The 17,628-nt window shown below is 69.8% G+C and carries 14 protein-coding genes and 1 riboswitch; of the genes, 6 read left to right on the top strand and 8 right to left on the bottom strand.

Annotated elements, in window-relative coordinates:
- The 4 genes from WBG06_RS23955 to WBG06_RS23940 all read left to right on the top strand — a co-directional run.
- The coding region (locus tag WBG06_RS23955; RefSeq protein WP_336739935.1) for a hypothetical protein at positions 1 to 710 on the top strand (710 nt) is incomplete at its 5' end.
- A complete protein-coding gene (locus WBG06_RS23950; RefSeq protein WP_336739933.1) occupies positions 707 to 1,210 on the top strand; it encodes a DUF4919 domain-containing protein in 504 nt (167 codons plus the stop codon). The genes WBG06_RS23955 and WBG06_RS23950, both read left to right, overlap by 4 nt.
- Before the next feature lie 21 nt (positions 1,211 to 1,231).
- Positions 1,232 to 2,245, top strand: a complete 1,014-nt coding sequence (locus tag WBG06_RS23945; RefSeq protein ID WP_336739931.1) for a WD40 repeat domain-containing protein — start codon at positions 1,232 to 1,234, stop codon at positions 2,243 to 2,245.
- Between the two features lie 49 nt (positions 2,246 to 2,294).
- Positions 2,295 to 3,248: a hypothetical protein gene (locus WBG06_RS23940; RefSeq protein ID WP_336739930.1), complete on the top strand. Its 954-nt coding sequence runs from the start codon at positions 2,295 to 2,297 to the stop codon at positions 3,246 to 3,248.
- Here the strand turns inward: WBG06_RS23940 and WBG06_RS23935 are convergent.
- Positions 3,233 to 5,092 (bottom strand): AMP-dependent synthetase/ligase, encoded by a 1,860-nt coding sequence (locus WBG06_RS23935; RefSeq protein ID WP_336739928.1) that lies wholly within the window; start codon positions 5,090 to 5,092, stop codon positions 3,233 to 3,235. The two genes, WBG06_RS23940 and WBG06_RS23935, sit on opposite strands and share 16 nt — an antisense overlap.
- Before the next feature lie 309 nt (positions 5,093 to 5,401).
- Between WBG06_RS23935 and rpsT the strand changes: the two genes are divergently transcribed.
- Positions 5,402 to 5,662, top strand: coding sequence for a 30S ribosomal protein S20 (gene rpsT / locus WBG06_RS23930; protein ID WP_336739927.1), 261 nt, complete (start codon positions 5,402 to 5,404; stop codon positions 5,660 to 5,662).
- Positions 5,663 to 5,836: 174 nt separating this feature from the next.
- Here rpsT and holA read toward each other — a convergent pair whose 3' ends face one another.
- From holA to WBG06_RS23910, 4 genes are all read right to left on the bottom strand, one after another.
- Complete coding sequence (gene holA / locus WBG06_RS23925) at positions 5,837 to 6,820, bottom strand: DNA polymerase III subunit delta (RefSeq protein WP_336739926.1); 984 nt, start codon at positions 6,818 to 6,820, stop codon at positions 5,837 to 5,839.
- 80 nt (positions 6,821 to 6,900) lie between these two features.
- Complete coding sequence (locus WBG06_RS23920) at positions 6,901 to 9,099, bottom strand: ComEC/Rec2 family competence protein (RefSeq protein ID WP_336739925.1); 2,199 nt, start codon at positions 9,097 to 9,099, stop codon at positions 6,901 to 6,903.
- A gap of 86 nt (positions 9,100 to 9,185) precedes the next feature.
- Entirely contained in the window at positions 9,186 to 10,088 is a 903-nt protein-coding gene (locus WBG06_RS23915) for a helix-hairpin-helix domain-containing protein (RefSeq protein ID WP_336739924.1), read from the bottom strand.
- A gap of 127 nt (positions 10,089 to 10,215) precedes the next feature.
- Positions 10,216 to 11,076 carry a DegV family protein gene (locus tag WBG06_RS23910; RefSeq protein ID WP_336739922.1) on the bottom strand — a complete coding sequence of 287 codons (861 nt, stop codon included), beginning with the start codon at positions 11,074 to 11,076 and terminating at the stop codon, positions 10,216 to 10,218.
- Between the two features lie 135 nt (positions 11,077 to 11,211).
- Between WBG06_RS23910 and WBG06_RS23905 the strand changes: the two genes are divergently transcribed.
- On the top strand, positions 11,212 to 11,709 hold the full coding sequence (locus WBG06_RS23905) for a hypothetical protein (protein WP_336739920.1): 498 nt from the start codon (positions 11,212 to 11,214) through the stop codon (positions 11,707 to 11,709).
- Between the two features lie 67 nt (positions 11,710 to 11,776).
- On the opposite strand, the gene leuS is transcribed toward WBG06_RS23905, so the two are convergent.
- The 3 genes from leuS to WBG06_RS23890 all read right to left on the bottom strand — a co-directional run bounded on the left by leuS (position 11,777) and on the right by WBG06_RS23890 (position 17,423).
- Positions 11,777 to 14,260: a leucine--tRNA ligase gene (gene leuS, locus WBG06_RS23900; protein ID WP_336739918.1), complete on the bottom strand. Its 2,484-nt coding sequence runs from the start codon at positions 14,258 to 14,260 to the stop codon at positions 11,777 to 11,779.
- A 614-nt stretch (positions 14,261 to 14,874) separates the two neighbouring features.
- Complete coding sequence (locus tag WBG06_RS23895) at positions 14,875 to 15,930, bottom strand: lipoate--protein ligase family protein (RefSeq protein WP_336739917.1); 1,056 nt, start codon at positions 15,928 to 15,930, stop codon at positions 14,875 to 14,877.
- Positions 15,931 to 16,070: 140 nt separating this feature from the next.
- Positions 16,071 to 17,423 carry an aminotransferase class V-fold PLP-dependent enzyme gene (locus WBG06_RS23890; RefSeq protein WP_336739915.1) on the bottom strand — a complete coding sequence of 451 codons (1,353 nt, stop codon included), beginning with the start codon at positions 17,421 to 17,423 and terminating at the stop codon, positions 16,071 to 16,073.
- A 45-nt stretch (positions 17,424 to 17,468) separates the two neighbouring features.
- Positions 17,469 to 17,582, bottom strand: a riboswitch (SAM riboswitch).
- Positions 17,583 to 17,628 lie beyond the last annotated feature (46 nt).

The raw sequence follows: 17,628 nt of genomic DNA, 5'->3' as shown, positions 1-17,628 counted from the left end.
CCTTCAAGAGCCGCTTCGAAGCCGAAGAATGGAGCAGCAGCCGCCAACACACCGCCCAAGAGATCGCCGACGACGTCGAGGCGGCGTTGGCGAAGGCGGTCGGGGTCGACGCGATCCTGACGCGAGGCCTGCCGGCAGGCGTCAACGACGACATCGACGAGTACGGAACGATCGACCCGGCGATCGCGGAGAAGTGGGAGACCCTCACCACCGAGGAACGCAAGGCCGTCCTGGAGGAGATGACCAGGAAGATCGCCGAGGAGAGCGGCGTCGAGGTGCCCGACATCGACTGGGACGACCTGGCCAACGACACCTGGGACGACGGCAGCATCACCTACGGCTACTGGAGCGATGACGACGGCAAGATGGCGCTCAACCCCAACATGCTCGACGACCCCGGCATCCTGATCAACACCGTCGCCCACGAGGTCCGGCACGGTCGCCAGTACGAGGCCATCGAGGACGAGAACGACTGGCAGTTCTGGTGGGAGGACGACCCCTTCGACGAGCACCGCGAGGACGGCATCACCGAGGAGCAGGCCAACGAGTGGGAGGAGAACTTCGACGACTACAAGAGCACCGACAAGGGCGACACCTTCGACGAGTACTACAACCAGCCGGTCGAGGTCGATGCCCGCAAGTCCGGCCGTGACTACCTGAACAACCTCACCGAGGAAGAGTTCAACCGGCTCCTGGAGGAGTCGAAGTGACGACGTACGCCGACCTGGTCACCGCCTACCTCGACGACCCCGGCCCCGAGACGCTCGGTCCGCTCCGCCGTGCCGTCCGCGGCTCGGCCGGCTTCACCCCGGATCTCGATCTCGACGAGGTCGACAGGCTGCTCGCCGAAGGGTCCTACGCCGCTGCCGCCGCCGAGCTGCAGCGGGTCATGCCCGGGGCCATCTTCAGCCCCGCCGCGCACCTGCGGATGGCCACCGTGATGGAGCGGACCGGTGACGTACGGTCCGCGGCGCGCGAGCGGCGGGTCGCCCGGGCCGCGCTGCGCAGCATCCGCTCGACCGGTGACGGCAGCGAGCAGCGGCCGTGGTCGGTGCTGCGTATCAACGACGAGTACGACATGCTCCGCGCACTGGGCAAGACCCCGGTCCGGCAGTCGCTGCTGCGAAGCCACGGTCGTGACATCGACCGCCACGAAACAGCCGACGGGGACGTCTACCATTTCGACGCCACCCAGCTCGTCGCCCACTGAACCGGTCGCGGAAGGCCCTGAATGAAACCCGTACTGCCCCTCACCGGAATCCTGCTTGCCGCGATGCTCACCGGTTGCGCGGCCGGCGAGGAGTCGTCCTGCTCGTCGTCAGCGATGCTCCGCCCGGTTGCTGTCGCCCCCGGGGCGGTCTTCCCTGACAGCCTGAGCGTGAGCCCGGCCGGCGACGCGGTCGCGGCCGGCTGCTGGGAGGGGCTGTGCCGGTGGGACACCGCGGACGGGACGTACGAGGTGGCCTTCGACGGCAACCCGATCACTCTCGCCCCGGACTGGTCGCTGGTCGCCACGGGCGGCGGCTGCGGCGACATCGCGCTCGTCGACCTGGACAGCGGCAAGCGCGTGCAGACCCTCACCGGGCTTCCCTACGAGGACGGCGTCACCGACATGACCTGGGTCCTGGATGCCGCGATCAGCCCGGACGGGAAGCTCGTCGCGGGGTCGGGCACCGATGGTGCGGTCATGGTCTGGACCGTCGACGGCGAGGAGGTCGTCGACACCGAGATCGAGGGCGCTGGTGCTCTCGCCTTCAGCCCGGACGGTGCACAGCTGGCCGTGGCCGGTGAGGACGGCGTCGAGATCATCGACACCGACAGCGGTGACTCGACCGGCCAGGTGGCCGAGGCCGAGGGCATCCCCGCCTGGAGCCCGGACGGTCGCTGGTTGGCGGGGCCGGGCGCAGGCGGTGCGCCGACCGTGTGGAGCGCTGAGGATCTCCAGGTCGCCGAGACGCTCCCCGACACCGCGGCGACCGGATTCTCCGTCACCGGGAGCTCGGTGGGATTCGCCGCGGACGACGCGGCCGTCGTGTGGAGCCCGAAGGCCATGGGCGGCGACGGACAGCGACGGGCGCTGGCCGGACTCGTCGACTCCGGGCAGAGCGTCGAGGGACCGGCGACGACCGCCTTCAGCCCTGACGGCGCCAGGCTCTACGGTGCGACCGGGGACACCGGGATCACCGCCTGGGACCTTTCCGGCGACAAGCCCGGCACCAGGTTCACCCTGCCGTCGACCTCCTGAGGTCGTGCCGCATCTGGCGGAGTCGAGGACGTCCCGCCAAGATGTACGCGTGAACTCGGCTATCCCGACGAACATCCCGCACGGGCAGACCGCTCGACGCCTGGAGTGGTCCCATCTGCCTCCGTTCCTGCGAGCCTCGATCGAGAAGCATCTCGGTGGCGGTCCGGTGGTCTCGGCGGAGTCGCAGGGCGCCGGGTTCACGCCGGGGTTCGCCTCGGTGCTGACCTGCCAGGACGGCTCCCAGCATTTCGTCAAGGCGGCCTCCGCCAAGGCTCAGCGTGACTCGGCAGCGCTCCATCGTGAGGAGGCGGCGAAGCTGAAGAAGCTCGCCGGCTGGGTCCCCACTCCCAAGCTGCGGTGGTTCGACGACGGCGAGTGGGTGGTCCTGGCCTTCGAGCACGTCGAGGCACGCCTGCCGTCGCGGCCGTGGACATCCGCGGACCTCGAGGTCGTCTCGCAGGCGCTCGTCGAGACCGCGGCCGCTCTCACGCCTGCCCCGGGCATTGGCTGGCCGACCTTCGCCGAGTCACACGCTTCCTACCCGGCGCTGTGGGAGCGGGTGGCCGGCTACCCGCACGCGGACCAGGCGGCCTCGCTCGCTGCCGGTTTCGCGGACCACACCGCCGGCGAGACGCTGGTCCATCTCGACGTACGCGACGACACCGTCCTCATCCGCCCCGACGGCGGCGTGCTGCTGGTCGAGTGGACCTGGCCCGTCCTGGGCGCCGACTGGATCGACTCGCTCCTGCTGCTGATCGGACCTCGCGGGGACGGCTTGGACGCGGAGGCGTTCCTCGCCGGGCATCCGCTGCTGTCGAAGGCCGCACCCGCGGCCGTCGACTCGGTGCTGGCGCTCTTCGCCGGCTACTTCCTGGCTGCCGCCGACCAGCCGGTGAAGACGACCTCGCCCCACCTCCGCAGGATGCAGCGGTGGCAGGGCGAGGTGTGTCTGGACTGGCTGGCCGAGCGCCAGGGGTGGGGCCGGGCTCAGGAGCCGGCGTAGAAGGCGTCGATGCGGGCCTTCTCCCTCTCCTCCACGACGTTGCGCTTCACCTTGAGCGACGGGGTGAGCTCACCGCGCTCGACGGTCAGGTCGTGCTCGAGGATCTCCCACTTCTTGATGGTCTCCCACCGGTTGAGGCTGGCGTTGAGCTGGTCGACGTAGCCGCCGATCATCTCCCGCACCTGCGGCGAGGTGACGATCTCCTCGTAGGACTTCCCCTCCAGCCCGTTGGCGGCGCCCCAGGCGGTGATCGACTCGGGGTCGAGGGCGATCAGCGCGGTGACGAAGTTGCGGTTGGCACCGAAGACGAGGAACTGGCTGGTGTAGGGGCAGAGCGCGGCGAACTTCGACTCGATCGCCGGCGGCGCGACGTACTTTCCTCCCGAGGTCTTGAACAGCTCCTTGATCCGGCCGGTGATCGTGATGTAGCCCTCCTCGTCGATCGAGGCCTTGTCACCGGTGTGGTACCAGCCGTCGGCGTCGAGCGCCTTCGCGGTCTCCTCAGGGAGGTTGTGGTAGCCGGGCATGATGTGCGGGCCGCGGATGAGCAGCTCGTCGTTCTCCCCGATCTTCACCTCGCTGCCGGGGAAGGCCTTGCCGACCGTCCCGAGCTTGTTGGCCTCCAGGGTGCCGACCGCCGCACCGGCGGCGTTCTCCGTGGAGCCGTAGCCCTCCATGATGAGGATGCCCGCGGCGCGGAACCACTCGGCGATCTCGCGGTTGAGCGGCGCAGAGCCGGAGATGAAGAAACGTACGCGGCCACCGAAGCGGTCACGGACCTTGCTGAGCACGAGCTTGTCGAGCACGGCGTGCTTGAGCGCCATGCCGGTCGGTACGGACTTGCCCTCGCGCACCAGCCGGTCGCGGGCGATGCCGTTGGCGAAGGCGGCGTCGAAGAGCTTCTTCTTCACGCCACCGTCGTTCTCGACCATCATCGTGATCTTGGCGTGGACCTTCTCGAAGATGCGCGGGGCGGCACCCATGAAGGTCGGCTTCACGATCGCCAGGTTGTCGACGATCTTGTCCATCCGGCCGTCGATCGCGGTCGGGAAGCCGCAGGCGATCTGGATCGAGAGCAGCACCTTGCCGAAGACGTGCGACATCGGCAGCCACAGGAACTGCAGGTCGTCGGGGCCGAGCACGTCCCCCTGGACCCGGACGGCCTCGCCCTCGTAGACCCAGGCGCGGTGGAGCAGCCGAACGCCCTTCGGCCGGCCGGTCGTCCCGGAGGTGTAGACCAGTGTGGCGAGGTGGTCCGGGGTGATCTTGGCGGCGGTCTCCTCGATCAGGTCCGGGTGCTCGGCGAGGTATTTGTCACCGATGGCCGCCAGGTCGTCCAGGCCGATGACTCGGTCGCCGTCGGTCTTGCCGTCGAAGGTGATGACCTTGGTCAGCGCCGGGAGGTCAGCCGCCTTCTCGGCGATCTTGGCGAGCTGCTCGTCGTCCTCGGCGAAGACGAACCGGCACTCGGCGTCACCGAGGATGTAGGCGGTGTCGTCGACGTTGGTCGTCGGGTAGACCGTCGTCGTGGCGCCACCGGCCAGCATCACCGCGAGGTCGGCGATGATCCACTCGTAGCGCGTGGTCGAGGCGATCCCGACCCGCTGCTCCAGCTCGAGGCCGAGCGAGACCAGGCCCGCGGCGAGGCGGCTGGCCAGGTCGCTGGCCTCCTTCCAGGTCAGCGACTTCCACTCCTCCCCACCTGACTCGGTCGTCGAGCCGACGACGGGATAGCGGAACGCTTCCGCGTTCGGGGTCGCCTTGACGCGGTTGAGGAAGTGAAGGGCGAAGTTCGCCGGCATCTCGTCGAGGAATGCGAGATCGATCGCGGACTGGGTCGGCATGATTCTCCTGGCCTGCAGTGTGTGCGTGGGGGTGGCAATGGGCGGTGTGCACGAGAGGCGCCGCGCGGGGGACCTTAGACGCTCGAGTCGCGTCACAACAGGGGTCCCGCTCGGAAATCTCGTGACCGAGATCACCACAGCCTACCCTGGAGTAGCTATTCAGGGGGCGGCGATTTGAGGCCATACGACGCGAGTCTGTAATCTTGACCGCAAGCGTGTTCGCGTAGGCCTCTCCCCTCTCATTTCCCCGAGGGGCCGGATTGAGAGCTCGCACCACCACACGTCGAAGCATCTGGAGATCATTCACCCATGGCGAACATCAAGTCGCAGATCAAGCGCAACAAGCAGAACGAGAAGGCGCACGAGCGCAACAAGGCCGTCAAGAGCGAGCTCAAGACCGTCATCCGCAAGTTCCAGGCCGCCGCCCAGGCCGGCGACAAGGACGCTGCGGTCGAGACCGCAAAGGTCGCCACCAAGAAGCTCGACAAGGCCGCCTCCAAGGGCGTCATCCACAAGAACCAGGCCGCCAACCGCAAGTCGGCGATCGCCAAGAAGGCCGCCTCCCTCTGAGGTAGCCACACCGAAGCCCCCGTCCTCCGCGGCGGGGGCTTTCGTCATTTCTGCCGAAGCGTCACGCGCGTCGGCCGAGTGGGCACCGCGGTGCCACCTCGGCCGACCGGCGTGACGCCTCGGCCGACCGGCGTGACGCCTCGGCCGACCGGCGTGACGCCTCGGCGGGCTCGGTCAGCGCTGGCGGAGGGCGGCGATGGTGAGGACGAGGCGCTCGAGCGTGTAGGCCGGGTCGCTGGCCGCGCCCTTGAGGTCGGCGTCGGCTCGGGCTACCGAGCGGAGGGCCTCGCCGATCGCTTCGCGGGACCAGCCGCGGGCGAGGCCGGCGATGGACTTCTGCTTCCAGGGCGGGGTGCCGCTGTCGCGGATGCCGGCGACGTGGTTGGCGACGGTGCGCAGCTGGCCGGCAACGGCGGAAAGGACGTAGACCGGGGACGAACCGGTGTCGAGGGCCCAGCGGATCTCCTCGAGTGCCTTGACCCGGTCGCCGGAGATGATCGCGTCGGCGATGACGTAGTTCTTCACCTCGGCACGGCCACCGAAGTATTGCTTCACGTGCTCCAGACCGAGCCGTTTCGCCTCGTTGTCACCGGCGAGCTGACTCGCTGCCGCCGCCAGGGCACGGAGGTCCTGGCCGACCGCTTGGATGAGGAAGTCGGCTCCCTCCTCGTCGAGGCTCGCACCGTGCAGTCGCATCTCGGACTTCACGAAGCTGCCGAACTCGCGCGCCTTCAGCTCGACGGACTTGTGCTCCGACACCTTCGGCAGCTTGCGCAGCTTGGCCAGGGTGCCGCTGCCCTTCTGTCCACCGCCGTGGACGAGGACGAGCGCGACCTCCTCCGACGGCATCCCGGCGTAGTCGACCAGACCCGCCACGGACTCGTCGGGCAGGTTCTCCAGGTTGCGCACCACGACGCAGCGGATGCTCGAGAAGAGCGAGGGCGCACTCAGCTCGCCGAGCGTGGCCAGCGTCAGATCGGCGGCGGTCGCCTCGGAGATCTCCGCCTCGGCGTCGCAGGCCTTCACCGCGGCCTTCGCGGCCGCGACCGTGCGCTCCCCCAGGAACTCCTCCTTGCCGGTCACCAGCGTCACTCGACCGAGGACGTCAGCTGCCGACAGGCTTCCGGTGGGGCTCGGGGCGGAGGCGGTGCGTGCCATGCCCACACCTTCCCACACAGCACCGACATCCGAGCCAAACGCGAGGCGGTCGAGCGCCCGGGCGGATCGACGGTCGCCGTCTACTGCGTCACCACGCCCACTTCACCTCCCGACTCGACGATCGCGACCGAGCCGTCGCGGTCGGTGCGGTAGACCTGCGTGCCGCTCTTCTCGAGCCCTTGGACGGTGGCCGTCGCCGGATGACCGTAGTCGTTGCCGGAACCGACGGAGGTGAGCGCGACCTGTGCCCGCAGCGTACGCAGCCACTCGAGGTCCTGATAGCGCGAGCCGTGATGGGGCACCTTGAGCACGTCGATGTCGAGCCCGGCCAGGTCGTCGGCGAGCTGGTCCTGTCCCTCCGGCTCGATGTCGCCGGTCAGGAGCAGCCGCAGGCCTCGGGACTCGACGATGAGGACGACGCTCGCGTCGTTGGCCGTGGAACCGTCCCCGGGCCCGCGGATGTCGGAGTCGGCCGTCGGCCAGAGCACCTGGATCCGTGCCTCACCGATGGTGGTCGTGGCTCCGTAGGGAGCCGGGACCGGAACCAGCCCGGCCGCGGCAGCGGCGTCACCGAGGACGCGTACGCCATCGGGTGGATCCTGGAGTCGTGAGGTCCACACCTCAGCGACCCGGCGCCCCGTGAAGATCCCCTCGGCACCGTTGACGTGGTCGGCGTGGAAGTGGGTGATCACCGCAAGCGGAACGTTCTCGATCTCGAGCCTGTCGAGACAGTCGTCGACGAGGTCCGGTGCCGGGCCGGCGTCCACGACCACCGCGCTCCTGTGGCCCGTCCGCACCACCAGCGCGTCTCCTTGCCCGACATCACACATCACGAGCACCCAGCCCGGTGGCGGCCATCCCGGGCTCGGCAGGCGCACCAGCGCGACTGCGAGGAGCACGAGGCATCCGGCCACACCGGTGACCGGATGCCGCAGCAACCGTGGTGCCAGGAAGGCGATCGCGGCACAGACGGCGATCAGGACCACGAGGGCGAGCGGCCCGGTCGCCCAGCCGACCTCCGCCGTGGGCAGGCCTGCGCCGAAACGAGCCACCGCGATGATCCAGGCGACACACCACGTCGCGGCGGTGCCTGCGACCATCCCGAGCGGATCCCACACCAGCCCGAGCAAGCCGCCCAGGAGACCGAGCACGGTCGCGGGGGCGACGGCGGGCTCGACCAGCAGGTTGGCGAGCACCGCGACCAGGCTGACCTGCCCGGAGACGGCAGCCACCACCGGGGTGCACGCCAGCTGGGCGGCCGCCGGGACCGCGATCGCCTCCGCACACCACTGCGGCATCCACCGGCGCAGCGCATCCCGCCACGGCGGTCCGAAGAGCAGGATGCCGGCCGTGGCCAGCACCGAGAGGGTGAAGCCGATCGAGGTCGCCAGTCCCGGGTCGATCAGCAGCAACCCGATCACCGCAGCGCCGAGGCCACGCAGCGCCCGCTGTCGACCGTTCTGCGTCATCGCCAGCAGCCCCACCGCTCCCATCGCAGCAGCCCGCACCACGCTCGGTTCGGTGCGGGCGAGCACGACGAACCCGAGGATGCCGAGCACCCCGACGGCGTACAGACCTCTCCCTCTCACCCCGGCCCAGCGGGCGACGATGAGCAGAAACCCCACCACGAGGGTCAGGTTGGTGCCCGAGACGGCGAGCAGATGGGTGAGGCCGGTGGTGCGGAAGTCGTCGGCGAGATCGTCGGAGAGCCCGGTGTCGTCCCCGTCGACGAGAGCCGGAACCAGCGCGGCCTGGTCCGGTGGTCGGTGGGCCACCGCGTCCCGGATGGCGCCCCGCAGGCTCTCCGAGGCTCGCCACCAGATCCCCGGGTCGGCGACGACTCGCGGCGGGCCGGCGACCAGCAGCGCGGACTCCTCGTGCGAGTCGCTCGCTCCCAGTCGCCCGGTCGTCGACACCGTCGCCCCCAGCGGGACGTCGGCCCACGCGTCGTCGCCGAGGACGACCACCGGCGTACGCAGCCGGTAGACCACCCCGCGGCCCCTGACCTCCCGCACGCTGGCGCGCCGGAGCTGGTAGGTCGCGTGCTCGCCGGTCACCTCCTTCGGGTCGGTGGTGACGGTGGCGGTCACCCGCACCTGCGCCTTGCGGGCGGCCAGCTCCGCCACCGGGTTGTCGCTGACCCGGGCGGCGTGCAGGCCGGAGACGACCGCCGATCCGGCGATCATCACGACCAGCGCCAGCACGGTCGGGCGGCGTCCCAGGGTCGCCCAGCCACCGCCGCCACCCACGACCACGGTGAGCAGCACCAGCAGAACCACTCCGGGCCTCCCTCCGGCCACGATCACGGGCCCGGCAAGCGCTCCGACCCATGCCGCGGCACCCAGGATCGGGAGCCGGAGGTCGTTCACAACGTGACCAGCGATCTGAGGGAGTCGTAGGTCTTCGGGCCGATCCCGTCGACCTCGAGCAGCTCGTCGATGGAGGTGAACGCACCGTTGGTCGTGCGCCAGTCGATGATCGCCTGCGCCGTCACCGGCCCGATCCCCGGGAGCGTCTCGAGCTCTTGCATCGAGGCCGCGTTGAGGCTCACCCCCGCCCCGGGCGCCCCCGCGGCCGGTGCACCGGATCCAGGCGCCGCGACGGCGGCTCCGCCGCCAGGGGCACCGACCACGATCTGCTGTCCGTCGCTGAGCAGCGCAGCCAGGTTGAGGCCGGCGAGATGCTTGTGCGGCGCACCGCCGGCAGCCTCGACGGCGTCCACCACCCGTGACCCGACCGGCAGCACGACGATGCCGGGCTTGGGGACCTTGCCCTCCACATCGACCGTCACCGTCCCGGCCGACGTCCCGGCCGATGCCCCGCCCGACGGCAGCGCGACCGAGCTGCCGGGCGACGCTGACCCGGTCGGCAGCGGAACCAGCGGAGAGGCCGAGGGCGAAGCCCGGGCGGCCGGGACCACCTCCGGATCCGCGCGGATCATCCACCAGCAGGCCACGGCCAGCCCGGCGACCAGCACCAGCGAGACCACGACCAGATGCCACGGACCCAGGGACACCCGTCCGCGCAGCGGCTCCGGAAGCACCGCGTCGGGCGAGATCACGACTTGGCGTCGCGACGCGTGCCGCCCCGGGACGGGCACCAACGGGTCCAGCTCGGCGGTCTCGGTCGGGTCCGGCCCGTCCCACCACGGCGGCTGCCAGTCCTCGTCGCCTTCATCCTCCTCCCCCGGCGGATCCAGCTCGGCGCGCAGCTGTTCCAGTCGCCGGGCGACGGCGTCGGCGTGATCAGAGGTCGGTCGGGTCCGCATGACGACGAAGGTAGGCGCCCACGCCGACAGTTCCGAGCGCGATATCAGCGCCTGTGGAGAACCCGATCCTCAACCGCCCCTGTGGACAGCAACCGGCCCAGAAACCCGTCCGGAGAACGGGTCAGCATCAGAGCCGAGGCCCGACGACGACCGCGACACACCCGGGCCCGACGTGCGCGCCGAGCACAGCACCGAGCTCCCCGACACGTACCTTCCCGTCGAGCTTGTCCTCCAGCTCCTCGCAGAGCCCTTCGGACATCTTGGCCGCACGCTCCGGGCTGCCCAGATGAGCGACGACGACCTCGACCGCGTCCTCACCTTCGCCGGCCTCGACCCCGAGCGCCTGCAGTCTCGCGATCGCCCGGTCGGCCGTCCGCACACGCTCGCTCGGCACGACCCGACCCTCTTCGATCGTGAGGAGCGGCTTGACCGCGAGCGCCGTCCCGAGCAGGGCGGCAGCAGCACCGATCCGCCCACCCCGGCGCAGATACTCGAGGGTGTCGACGTAGAAGTAGGACTGCGTGCCGGCGGCCCGCTCGAGCGCGGCCGTGCGCGCCTCGGCGGCGCTACCGCCACGCCCTGCGACGGCTGCCGCAGCCATCACCGCGAACCCGACCCCGGGTCCGACCAGCCGCGTGTCCACCGTGACGACCGGCACCGGCGCCTCACGCGCCGCGAGCATCGAGGACTCGCACGTCGCGCTCAGCTCCGCGGAGAGGTGGATCGAGACGATCTCGTCGAAGCCCTGCGCCGCGAGCTTCGCATAGACCTCGGCCAGGAGCGCCGGCGACGGCCGTGACGTCGTCACCGTCTTGTGTGCGGCCAACGCGGTCAGCAACGCAGCCGGTGAGGTCTCCTCCACCCCGTCGTCGTACGACGTCCCATCCACGATCACCTGCAACGGCACCGATGTGATCAGCTCCGCGGCGTCCCCGAGATCGGATGGAAGCATCGCGGTCGAGTCGGTCACGATCGCTACCCGGGCCATGACCGCAGCCTATCGGGCCGCCCCTACGCCGACAGAAGTACGTCGTGGGCAGATGATCCGCGTCGATTCCGGCGCGGCGACCCGGCACGCCCACTAATGTCGGAGGGCTCCGTTCCCTCGCACCCTGGAGGCACCATGCCCCGTACCGTCCGAAGGATCCTCACCCTCGCGGCAGCTCTGGCAGCCGCCCTCACCCTGTACGTCGCACCGCCCGCATCGGCCGCGACGTTCCTCACCCACTCCCAGGCCACCTCGCAGCTTCGCGCGGCAGGCATCAGCTGGACCTCGAGCGGTGGCTGCAGCGACCGCTACAACTCCACCTGTACGTCGTTCGAGCAGGTCCGGCAGACCACGATCAGCGGTATCAAGACGCTGAAGTCCTCCAGCGGCTGCGCCATCACGATCACCGGTGGCACCGAGACCGGCCACTCGGGCGGCACCTACAGCCACTGGAACGGCTACAAGCTCGACATCTCCAAGGGCACCTGCATCGGGAACTACATCAAGAACAACTTCACCTACGTCGGCTACATCTCCGGCTGGGGCTACCAGTACCGGTCCGGTGCCGGGAACCTCTACACCGACGAGGGCAACCACTGGGACATCCTCTACTACAACTGCGGCGGCTGCTGACCGTCCCAGAGCAACGAGAGAGCGGCCGGACCAGGCACGATGCCTGGTCCGGCCGCTCTCGTCGACGTCAGATGACGATGTTGACCAGCTTCGGCTCGCGGACGATCACCTTGCGGATCTCGGCGCCACCCAGCGCAGCCACGACGGCGGCATCGGCCAGCGCGGCGGCCTCCAGGTCGGCCGCGGAGATGGAGGGCGAGACCTCCAGGCGCGCACGCACCTTGCCCTTGATCTGCACCACGGCGGTCACGGAGTCCTCCACGAGCAGGTGGGGCTCGACCGCCGGCCACGCGACACGCGCGACCGTCGGCTCGTGCCCCAGACGCTCCCACATCTCCTCGGCGGTGTAGGGCGCGACCAGCGAGAGCAGGATCGCGACCGTCTCCGCGGCCTCACGTACGGCAGGATCAGCCGGCCCACAACCCGAGTCGATCGCCTTCCGGGTCGCATTGACCAGCTCCATCACGCGAGCCACGACCACGTTGAACCGGTAGGACTCGATCAGCTGCTCGGCCTCGGCGACCGTCTTGTGAGTCGTACGCCGCAGCGCCACGTCCCCGCTCGACAGATCCACGCCCGGCGCGGACGTCACGTCCCCGGCCAGGCGCCAGGCGCGCTGCAGGAACTTCACCGAGCCCGCCGGCGAGACGTCGGCCCAGTCGATGTTGTCCTCCGGCGGCGAAGCGAAGACCAGGGTCAGCCGGGTCGCGTCGACGCCGAACTCCTCCAGCACATCGGACAGGTTGACGCCGTTGCCCAGCGACTTCGACATCTTCTTGCCGCCGTTGATGACCTTGCCCTGGGACAGGTAGGCCGAGAACGGCTCGTCCCAGTCGATCAGGCCGATGTCACGCAGCGCCTTGGTGAAGAACCGGGCGTACATCAGGTGCAGCACCGCGTGCTCGTCGCCGCCCAGGTAGAAGTCGACAGGACCCCACTCCGAGGCCAGCTTCGAGTCGAACGCCTGGGTCTCGTCGTTGGGCGTCAGGTAGCGCAGGAAGTACCACGACGAGTCCACGAAGGTGTCCATCGTGTCCGAGTCGCGCGTGGCCGGCCCGCCACACTTCGGGCAGGAGACGTTGACCCACTCCGACGCGGCAGCCAGCGGCGAGACGCCCTTCGGCTTCAGGTCGGCGCCGGCCAGGTCGGGCAGCTGCACCGGCAGCTGGTCGTCCGGCACCGCGACCTCACCGTCGACCGGGCAGTGCACGATCGGGATCGGCGCCCCCCAGTAGCGCTGCCGGGAGAGCAGCCAGTCACGCAGCCGGTAGTTGACTGTGCCCTTGCCGTGGCCCTCGGCCTCCAGCTTCTCGATGATCTTGTGGATGCCGCTCGCCTTGTCGTCGACCCCCTCCAGCTCGGGAGAGTTCACGTACGCACCGTCGCCGGCGGTCGCGACGTACGTCTCCTCGGGGTTGTCGGCGCCCGGCACGTCCACCACACGGCGGACCGGCAAATCGAAGGCCTTGGCGAAGTCCAGGTCGCGCTGGTCGTGGGCCGGGACGGCCATGACCGCGCCGGTGCCGTAGTCGGCCAGCACGTAGTCGGCGGCCCACACCGGGATCTGCTCGCCGTTGACCGGGTTGGTCGCGGTGACGCCCAGGTCGACACCGGTCTTGGGACGGTCGGTCGCCAGCCGGTCGATGTCGGAGGCCTTGCGTACGTCCTCCAGGTAGCTCTCCAGCGCAGCCGCCCGGTCCGGCGCCACGATCTCGGCGGCCAGGTCGGCATCGGCGGCGACGACCATGAAGGTCGCGCCGTACAGCGTGTCGGGACGCGTCGTGAAGACGGTGACCTTCTTGGTCCCGCCGTCGGACAGCGTGATGTCGAAGTCGACGTGCGCACCCTCGGACCGGCCGATCCAGTTGCGCTGCATGTTGACGACCTTGCCGATCCAGGTGTCCTGCAGCTGGTCCAGGCCGTTGTACAGCTCCTCCGCATACGCGGTCGTGCGGAAGTACCACTGCGTCAGGTCACGCTTGGTGACGGTCGCGCCGCAGCGCTCGCACTCACCGTTGACGACCTGCTCGTTGGCCAGCACGGTCTGGTCGTTGGGGCACCAGTTGACCGGGGACTTCTTGCGGTAGGCCAGACCCGCCTCGTACAGCTTCAGGAAGATCCACTGCGTCCACCGGTAGTACTCCGGGTCGGAGGTGTGCAGCCGACGCGACCAGTCGAAGGAGATGCCGTAGCGCTTGAACGACTCCGCCTGGGTCTCGATGTTGGCGTAGGTCCAGCCGGCCGGGTTCTCGTTGCGCTTGATCGCGGCGTTCTCCGCGGGCAGACCGAAGGAGTCCCAGCCGATCGGGTTCAGGACGTCGTAGCCCTTCAGCCACCAGTAGCGAGCCAGGACGTCGTGCAGCGCGGTCACCTCGGCGTGGCCCATGTGCAGGTCACCGGACGGGTAGGGGAACATCGTGAGCGCGTAGCGCTTCTCGGCCCCGTCGCGCTGGCCCGCCTTGAACGGCTCCAGCTTCTCCCAGATGGGGCGCCACTTGTCCTGCAGCTCCACGACGTCGTACGTCGCCTGGTCAGTCTGCTCCTGCGTCATTGGTCTTTCGTCCTTGTCGAGATTCGTGCGTCAAGACTGCTTCGGGGATAAGGCTCTACAAATGAGAAGGGCCCCTCACATGGAGGGGTAGCCGCGTGACCGGGGTGTGTCCCTCAGGGTCAGCGCGGCTGCCTAAGAAGCAGGACAGACGACTGCATGTGTCCAGGGTAGCCGACCGCGACGGCGACAGTCATACGCGACCCTTCAGCAGGCAGGGCCCGTTCGGGGTCGGGAGCCCGGTGACCAGGGTCGAAATCCTCTGATCTAGTACTTTCCATAGTCCATGAGTTCCGCCCTGCAGATCGATCGACAGAAAATAGGCTGCGGGCATTGCGACGGCGTATCTGAGCGTGCCAGACTGGCGGCGCTCCGCTGCTCGTGATGTCGGTCGTGAATGAGGACCCCCCCATCTCATCCAAGGAACGCTCCGGGCAGCGGAGTCCAAATCTTTGAGGCCCGACGACGAAGTCGTTCGGGCCTCAAAACGATTTGGAGATCGAGCGAGCCCTTCGACAAGCTCAGGAGGGTCCGCAGCGGGTGAGCCTGCGAACCCGCGAAGCGGGTCGAGATCCGGTGACGTGCGTGGAGACAGCACCCCGCCCCACAGCAACCGCCTAGGGCACCCGGCTTACCCACTCCCGCGTCCCGTGCTTGGCGGCCACCAGCGCCGCGGCCTCGTCGATCGTGGCCTGATCGAGCCCGACGTACGCAGCCCCGAAGCTCTGCTCGAACTCGGCCAGCAGCGCGCCGATGACCTTGTCCCGTGACAGCCCGGTCTGGGAGCGGATCGGGTCGACGCGCTTGGCGGCGCTCCGGGTGCCCTTGTCGGACATCTTCTCCCGGCCGATCCGGAGCACCTCGAGCATCTTGTCGGCGTCGATGTCGTAGGCCATCGTGACGTGGTGCAGCACCCCGCCGGAGATCCGCTTCTGCGCGGCACCGGCGATCTTGCCGACCGGCGAGGCGATGTCGTTCAGGCCGGCGTAGGCGGCCTCGATGCCGACGCTGCGCAGGCCGCGCAGCACCCACTCGTCGAGGAAGGCGTAGGACTCCTGGAAGGACATGCCGGCCACGAGCGTGTCGGGCACGGCGAGGCTGTAGGTGATCGTGTTGCCGGGCTCGATGAACATCGCACCTCCGCCGGAGATGCGGCGTACGACCTCGATGCCGTGGCGCTCGGCGGCGGCCTCGTCGACCTCGTTGGAGAGCGACTGGTAGCTGCCGATCACGACCGCGCTGCTGGCCCAGTCCCAGAACCTCAGGTTGGGGGCGCGGCGGCCCTCCGCGACCTGCCGCACGATGACCTCGTCGAGGGCCATCTGCATCGTCGGCGACAGCGGACCGGTCTCGACGATCTCCAGGTCGAGGTCGTCCCAGGTCGCCGCCCGGCCGAGCGCTCGCAGCACCGTCAGCGCGATGTCGCGGGTGCCGAAGCCGACCAGCTCTGCATCACGGGCAGCGGTGTCGAGGACCGCCGTCAGCTTGTCGAGAGACAGGTCGACCGGCTGCCCCTCCAGCGCCGCGGTCAGCCACCCGAGCGCCTCGTCGGGTTCCAGGAAGAAGTCGCCCGAGAGGACGACGTCGATGATCTTGCCCGCGGAGACGGTAGCGTCGACGACGACCAGCTTGCCGCCGCGTACCTTCCGCTCGCCATGCACTCGTTCGCTCACACCCGCATAACACCTCGAGCACGTCGATTCATCCCCTGGCCGAGGCGTCGCTCCGGTCGACCGAGGCGTCACCGCGATGCCCACTCGACCGACCGGAGTGACGCTTCGGCCGACATAGCTGACGCCTCGGCAGGGGGTGGTCAGACGGCGGCGCCGCAGGACCCGGCGGTGTCGGCCAGGCGGCTGAGACCGGCCGGACCGACGAGCGGTCGCGGGTCCTCGGCGAGCGTCCACACGCCGTCGCGGAGGACGTAGTCGCCTCGGACCTCGCCTCCGAGAAGAGCACGTACGCCGGCCACCAGCCGGTCCACGTCGCCGGCCGAGGTCCCGATGCCGATGCTGGCGCGGACCGCACCGCCGGCGAGTCCGAGGCGCTTGAGGAGCGGCTGGGCGCAGAAGCGGCCGTCGCGTACGCCCAGGCCGTGCTCGGCAGAGAGGTACGCCGCGACCCGGCCGGGCTCGATGCCGTCGACCGTGAAGGTGACGACGCTGACCGGCTCGTCGGAGTCGGGCCAGAGGCGAAGGACCTCGACGCCGGGGAGAGCCGACAGGCCGGCCACGAGGCGCCCCCTCAGCGACGCCTCGTGGCGGTCCAGATCGGCGGGCTCGAGGCCGCCGAGAGTCGTACAGGCCGCGGCCAGCGCGGCGGCGCCGATGACGTTGGGCGAGCCTCCCTCGTGGCGGGCAGGTGCGGGCTGCCACGTGGACTCGACGAGCGCACGGCCACTCGGTTCGGACCCGGAGTGGTGGCTGGCGTCGTCGACCGCCCCTCCCCCGGCCAGATAGGGCGTGCCGACGTCGAGCCAGTCGCGGCGGCCGACCAGGGCACCCGCGCCGTACGGGGCATAGAGCTTGTGGCCGGAGAACGCGACGTAGTCCGCACCGGTCGCAGCCAGCGAGAAGTGGCGGTGGGCGAGCAGCTGGGCGCCGTCGACGAGGACGCGGGCGCCGTGGGCGTGGGCCAGGGTGACGATCTCGTCGATCGGCAGCGCTTCGCCGGTGACGTTGGAGGCGCCGGTGACGGCCACGAGCGCGAAGTCGCCTCGGGCCAGCTCGCTCGCGAGGGCGTCGATGGTGCCTGCAAGGGTGTCGCGTCCGGCGATGGCGGTGACGCCCGCCTCGACCCGGTGCCACGGGAGCAGGTTGGCGTGGTGCTCGATGTCGAGGACGAGCACCCGCCCGGGTACGCAGCCGGCCAGCAGGTTCACCGCGTCGGTGGTGTTGCGGGTGATGACGGTGACGTCGTCCTCGCGGGCGCCCACGTAGGCACCGATGGTCGCGCGGGACTCCTCGTAGAGGGCGGTCGACACCTGGGACAGGTAGCCGGCGCCGCGATGCACCGAGGCGTACCAGGGAAGGACCTCGGCCACCCGGTCGGCCACGCTCTGCAGGGCCGGCGCCGACGCGGCGACATCGAGGTTGGCGTACGTCGTGGTCGTGCCGTCCAGCAGCGGGACCTGCGTGTCGGAGCCGACGAGCGGAAGCAGGGACATGGGGGCACCCTTCGGGTCATGGCTCCCCCAGGGGTTGCCCGGTGGAGCACGCGCTTGCCCACGCCACCTCGGCGAGGGCCTGGTCGTCACCCGGAGCACCCCGCCGCGTAGGAGGGTTGCCCGCCAGCAAGCCGGGGCTTCGCGCTGGCAGTCGTGACCTTCGCCGAGGATCGTGCCGGACAACCCAGGCGTCCGCAAATCGCCC

The sequence above is a fragment of the Nocardioides sp. CCNWLW239 genome, assembly GCF_037137035.1.
Classification (GTDB): Bacteria; Actinomycetota; Actinomycetes; order Propionibacteriales; family Nocardioidaceae; genus Nocardioides.
This window is presented reverse-complemented; position numbering and strand designations above follow the sequence as displayed.

Excerpts from the sequence above, each read along its gene's own strand:
- WBG06_RS23915 (WP_336739924.1), bottom strand. The coding sequence starts at position 10,088 with ATGCGGACCCGACCGACCTCTGATCACGCCGACGCCGTCGCCCGGCGA.
- rpsT (WP_336739927.1), top strand. The coding sequence starts at position 5,402 with ATGGCGAACATCAAGTCGCAGATCAAGCGCAACAAGCAGAACGAGAAG.
- WBG06_RS23945 (WP_336739931.1), top strand. The coding sequence starts at position 1,232 with ATGAAACCCGTACTGCCCCTCACCGGAATCCTGCTTGCCGCGATGCTC.
- WBG06_RS23910 (WP_336739922.1), bottom strand. The coding sequence starts at position 11,076 with ATGGCCCGGGTAGCGATCGTGACCGACTCGACCGCGATGCTTCCATCC.
- holA (WP_336739926.1), bottom strand. The coding sequence starts at position 6,820 with ATGGCACGCACCGCCTCCGCCCCGAGCCCCACCGGAAGCCTGTCGGCA.
- WBG06_RS23935 (WP_336739928.1), bottom strand. The coding sequence starts at position 5,092 with ATGCCGACCCAGTCCGCGATCGATCTCGCATTCCTCGACGAGATGCCG.
- leuS (WP_336739918.1), bottom strand. The coding sequence starts at position 14,260 with ATGACGCAGGAGCAGACTGACCAGGCGACGTACGACGTCGTGGAGCTG.
- WBG06_RS23890 (WP_336739915.1), bottom strand. The coding sequence starts at position 17,423 with ATGTCCCTGCTTCCGCTCGTCGGCTCCGACACGCAGGTCCCGCTGCTG.
- WBG06_RS23905 (WP_336739920.1), top strand. The coding sequence starts at position 11,212 with ATGCCCCGTACCGTCCGAAGGATCCTCACCCTCGCGGCAGCTCTGGCA.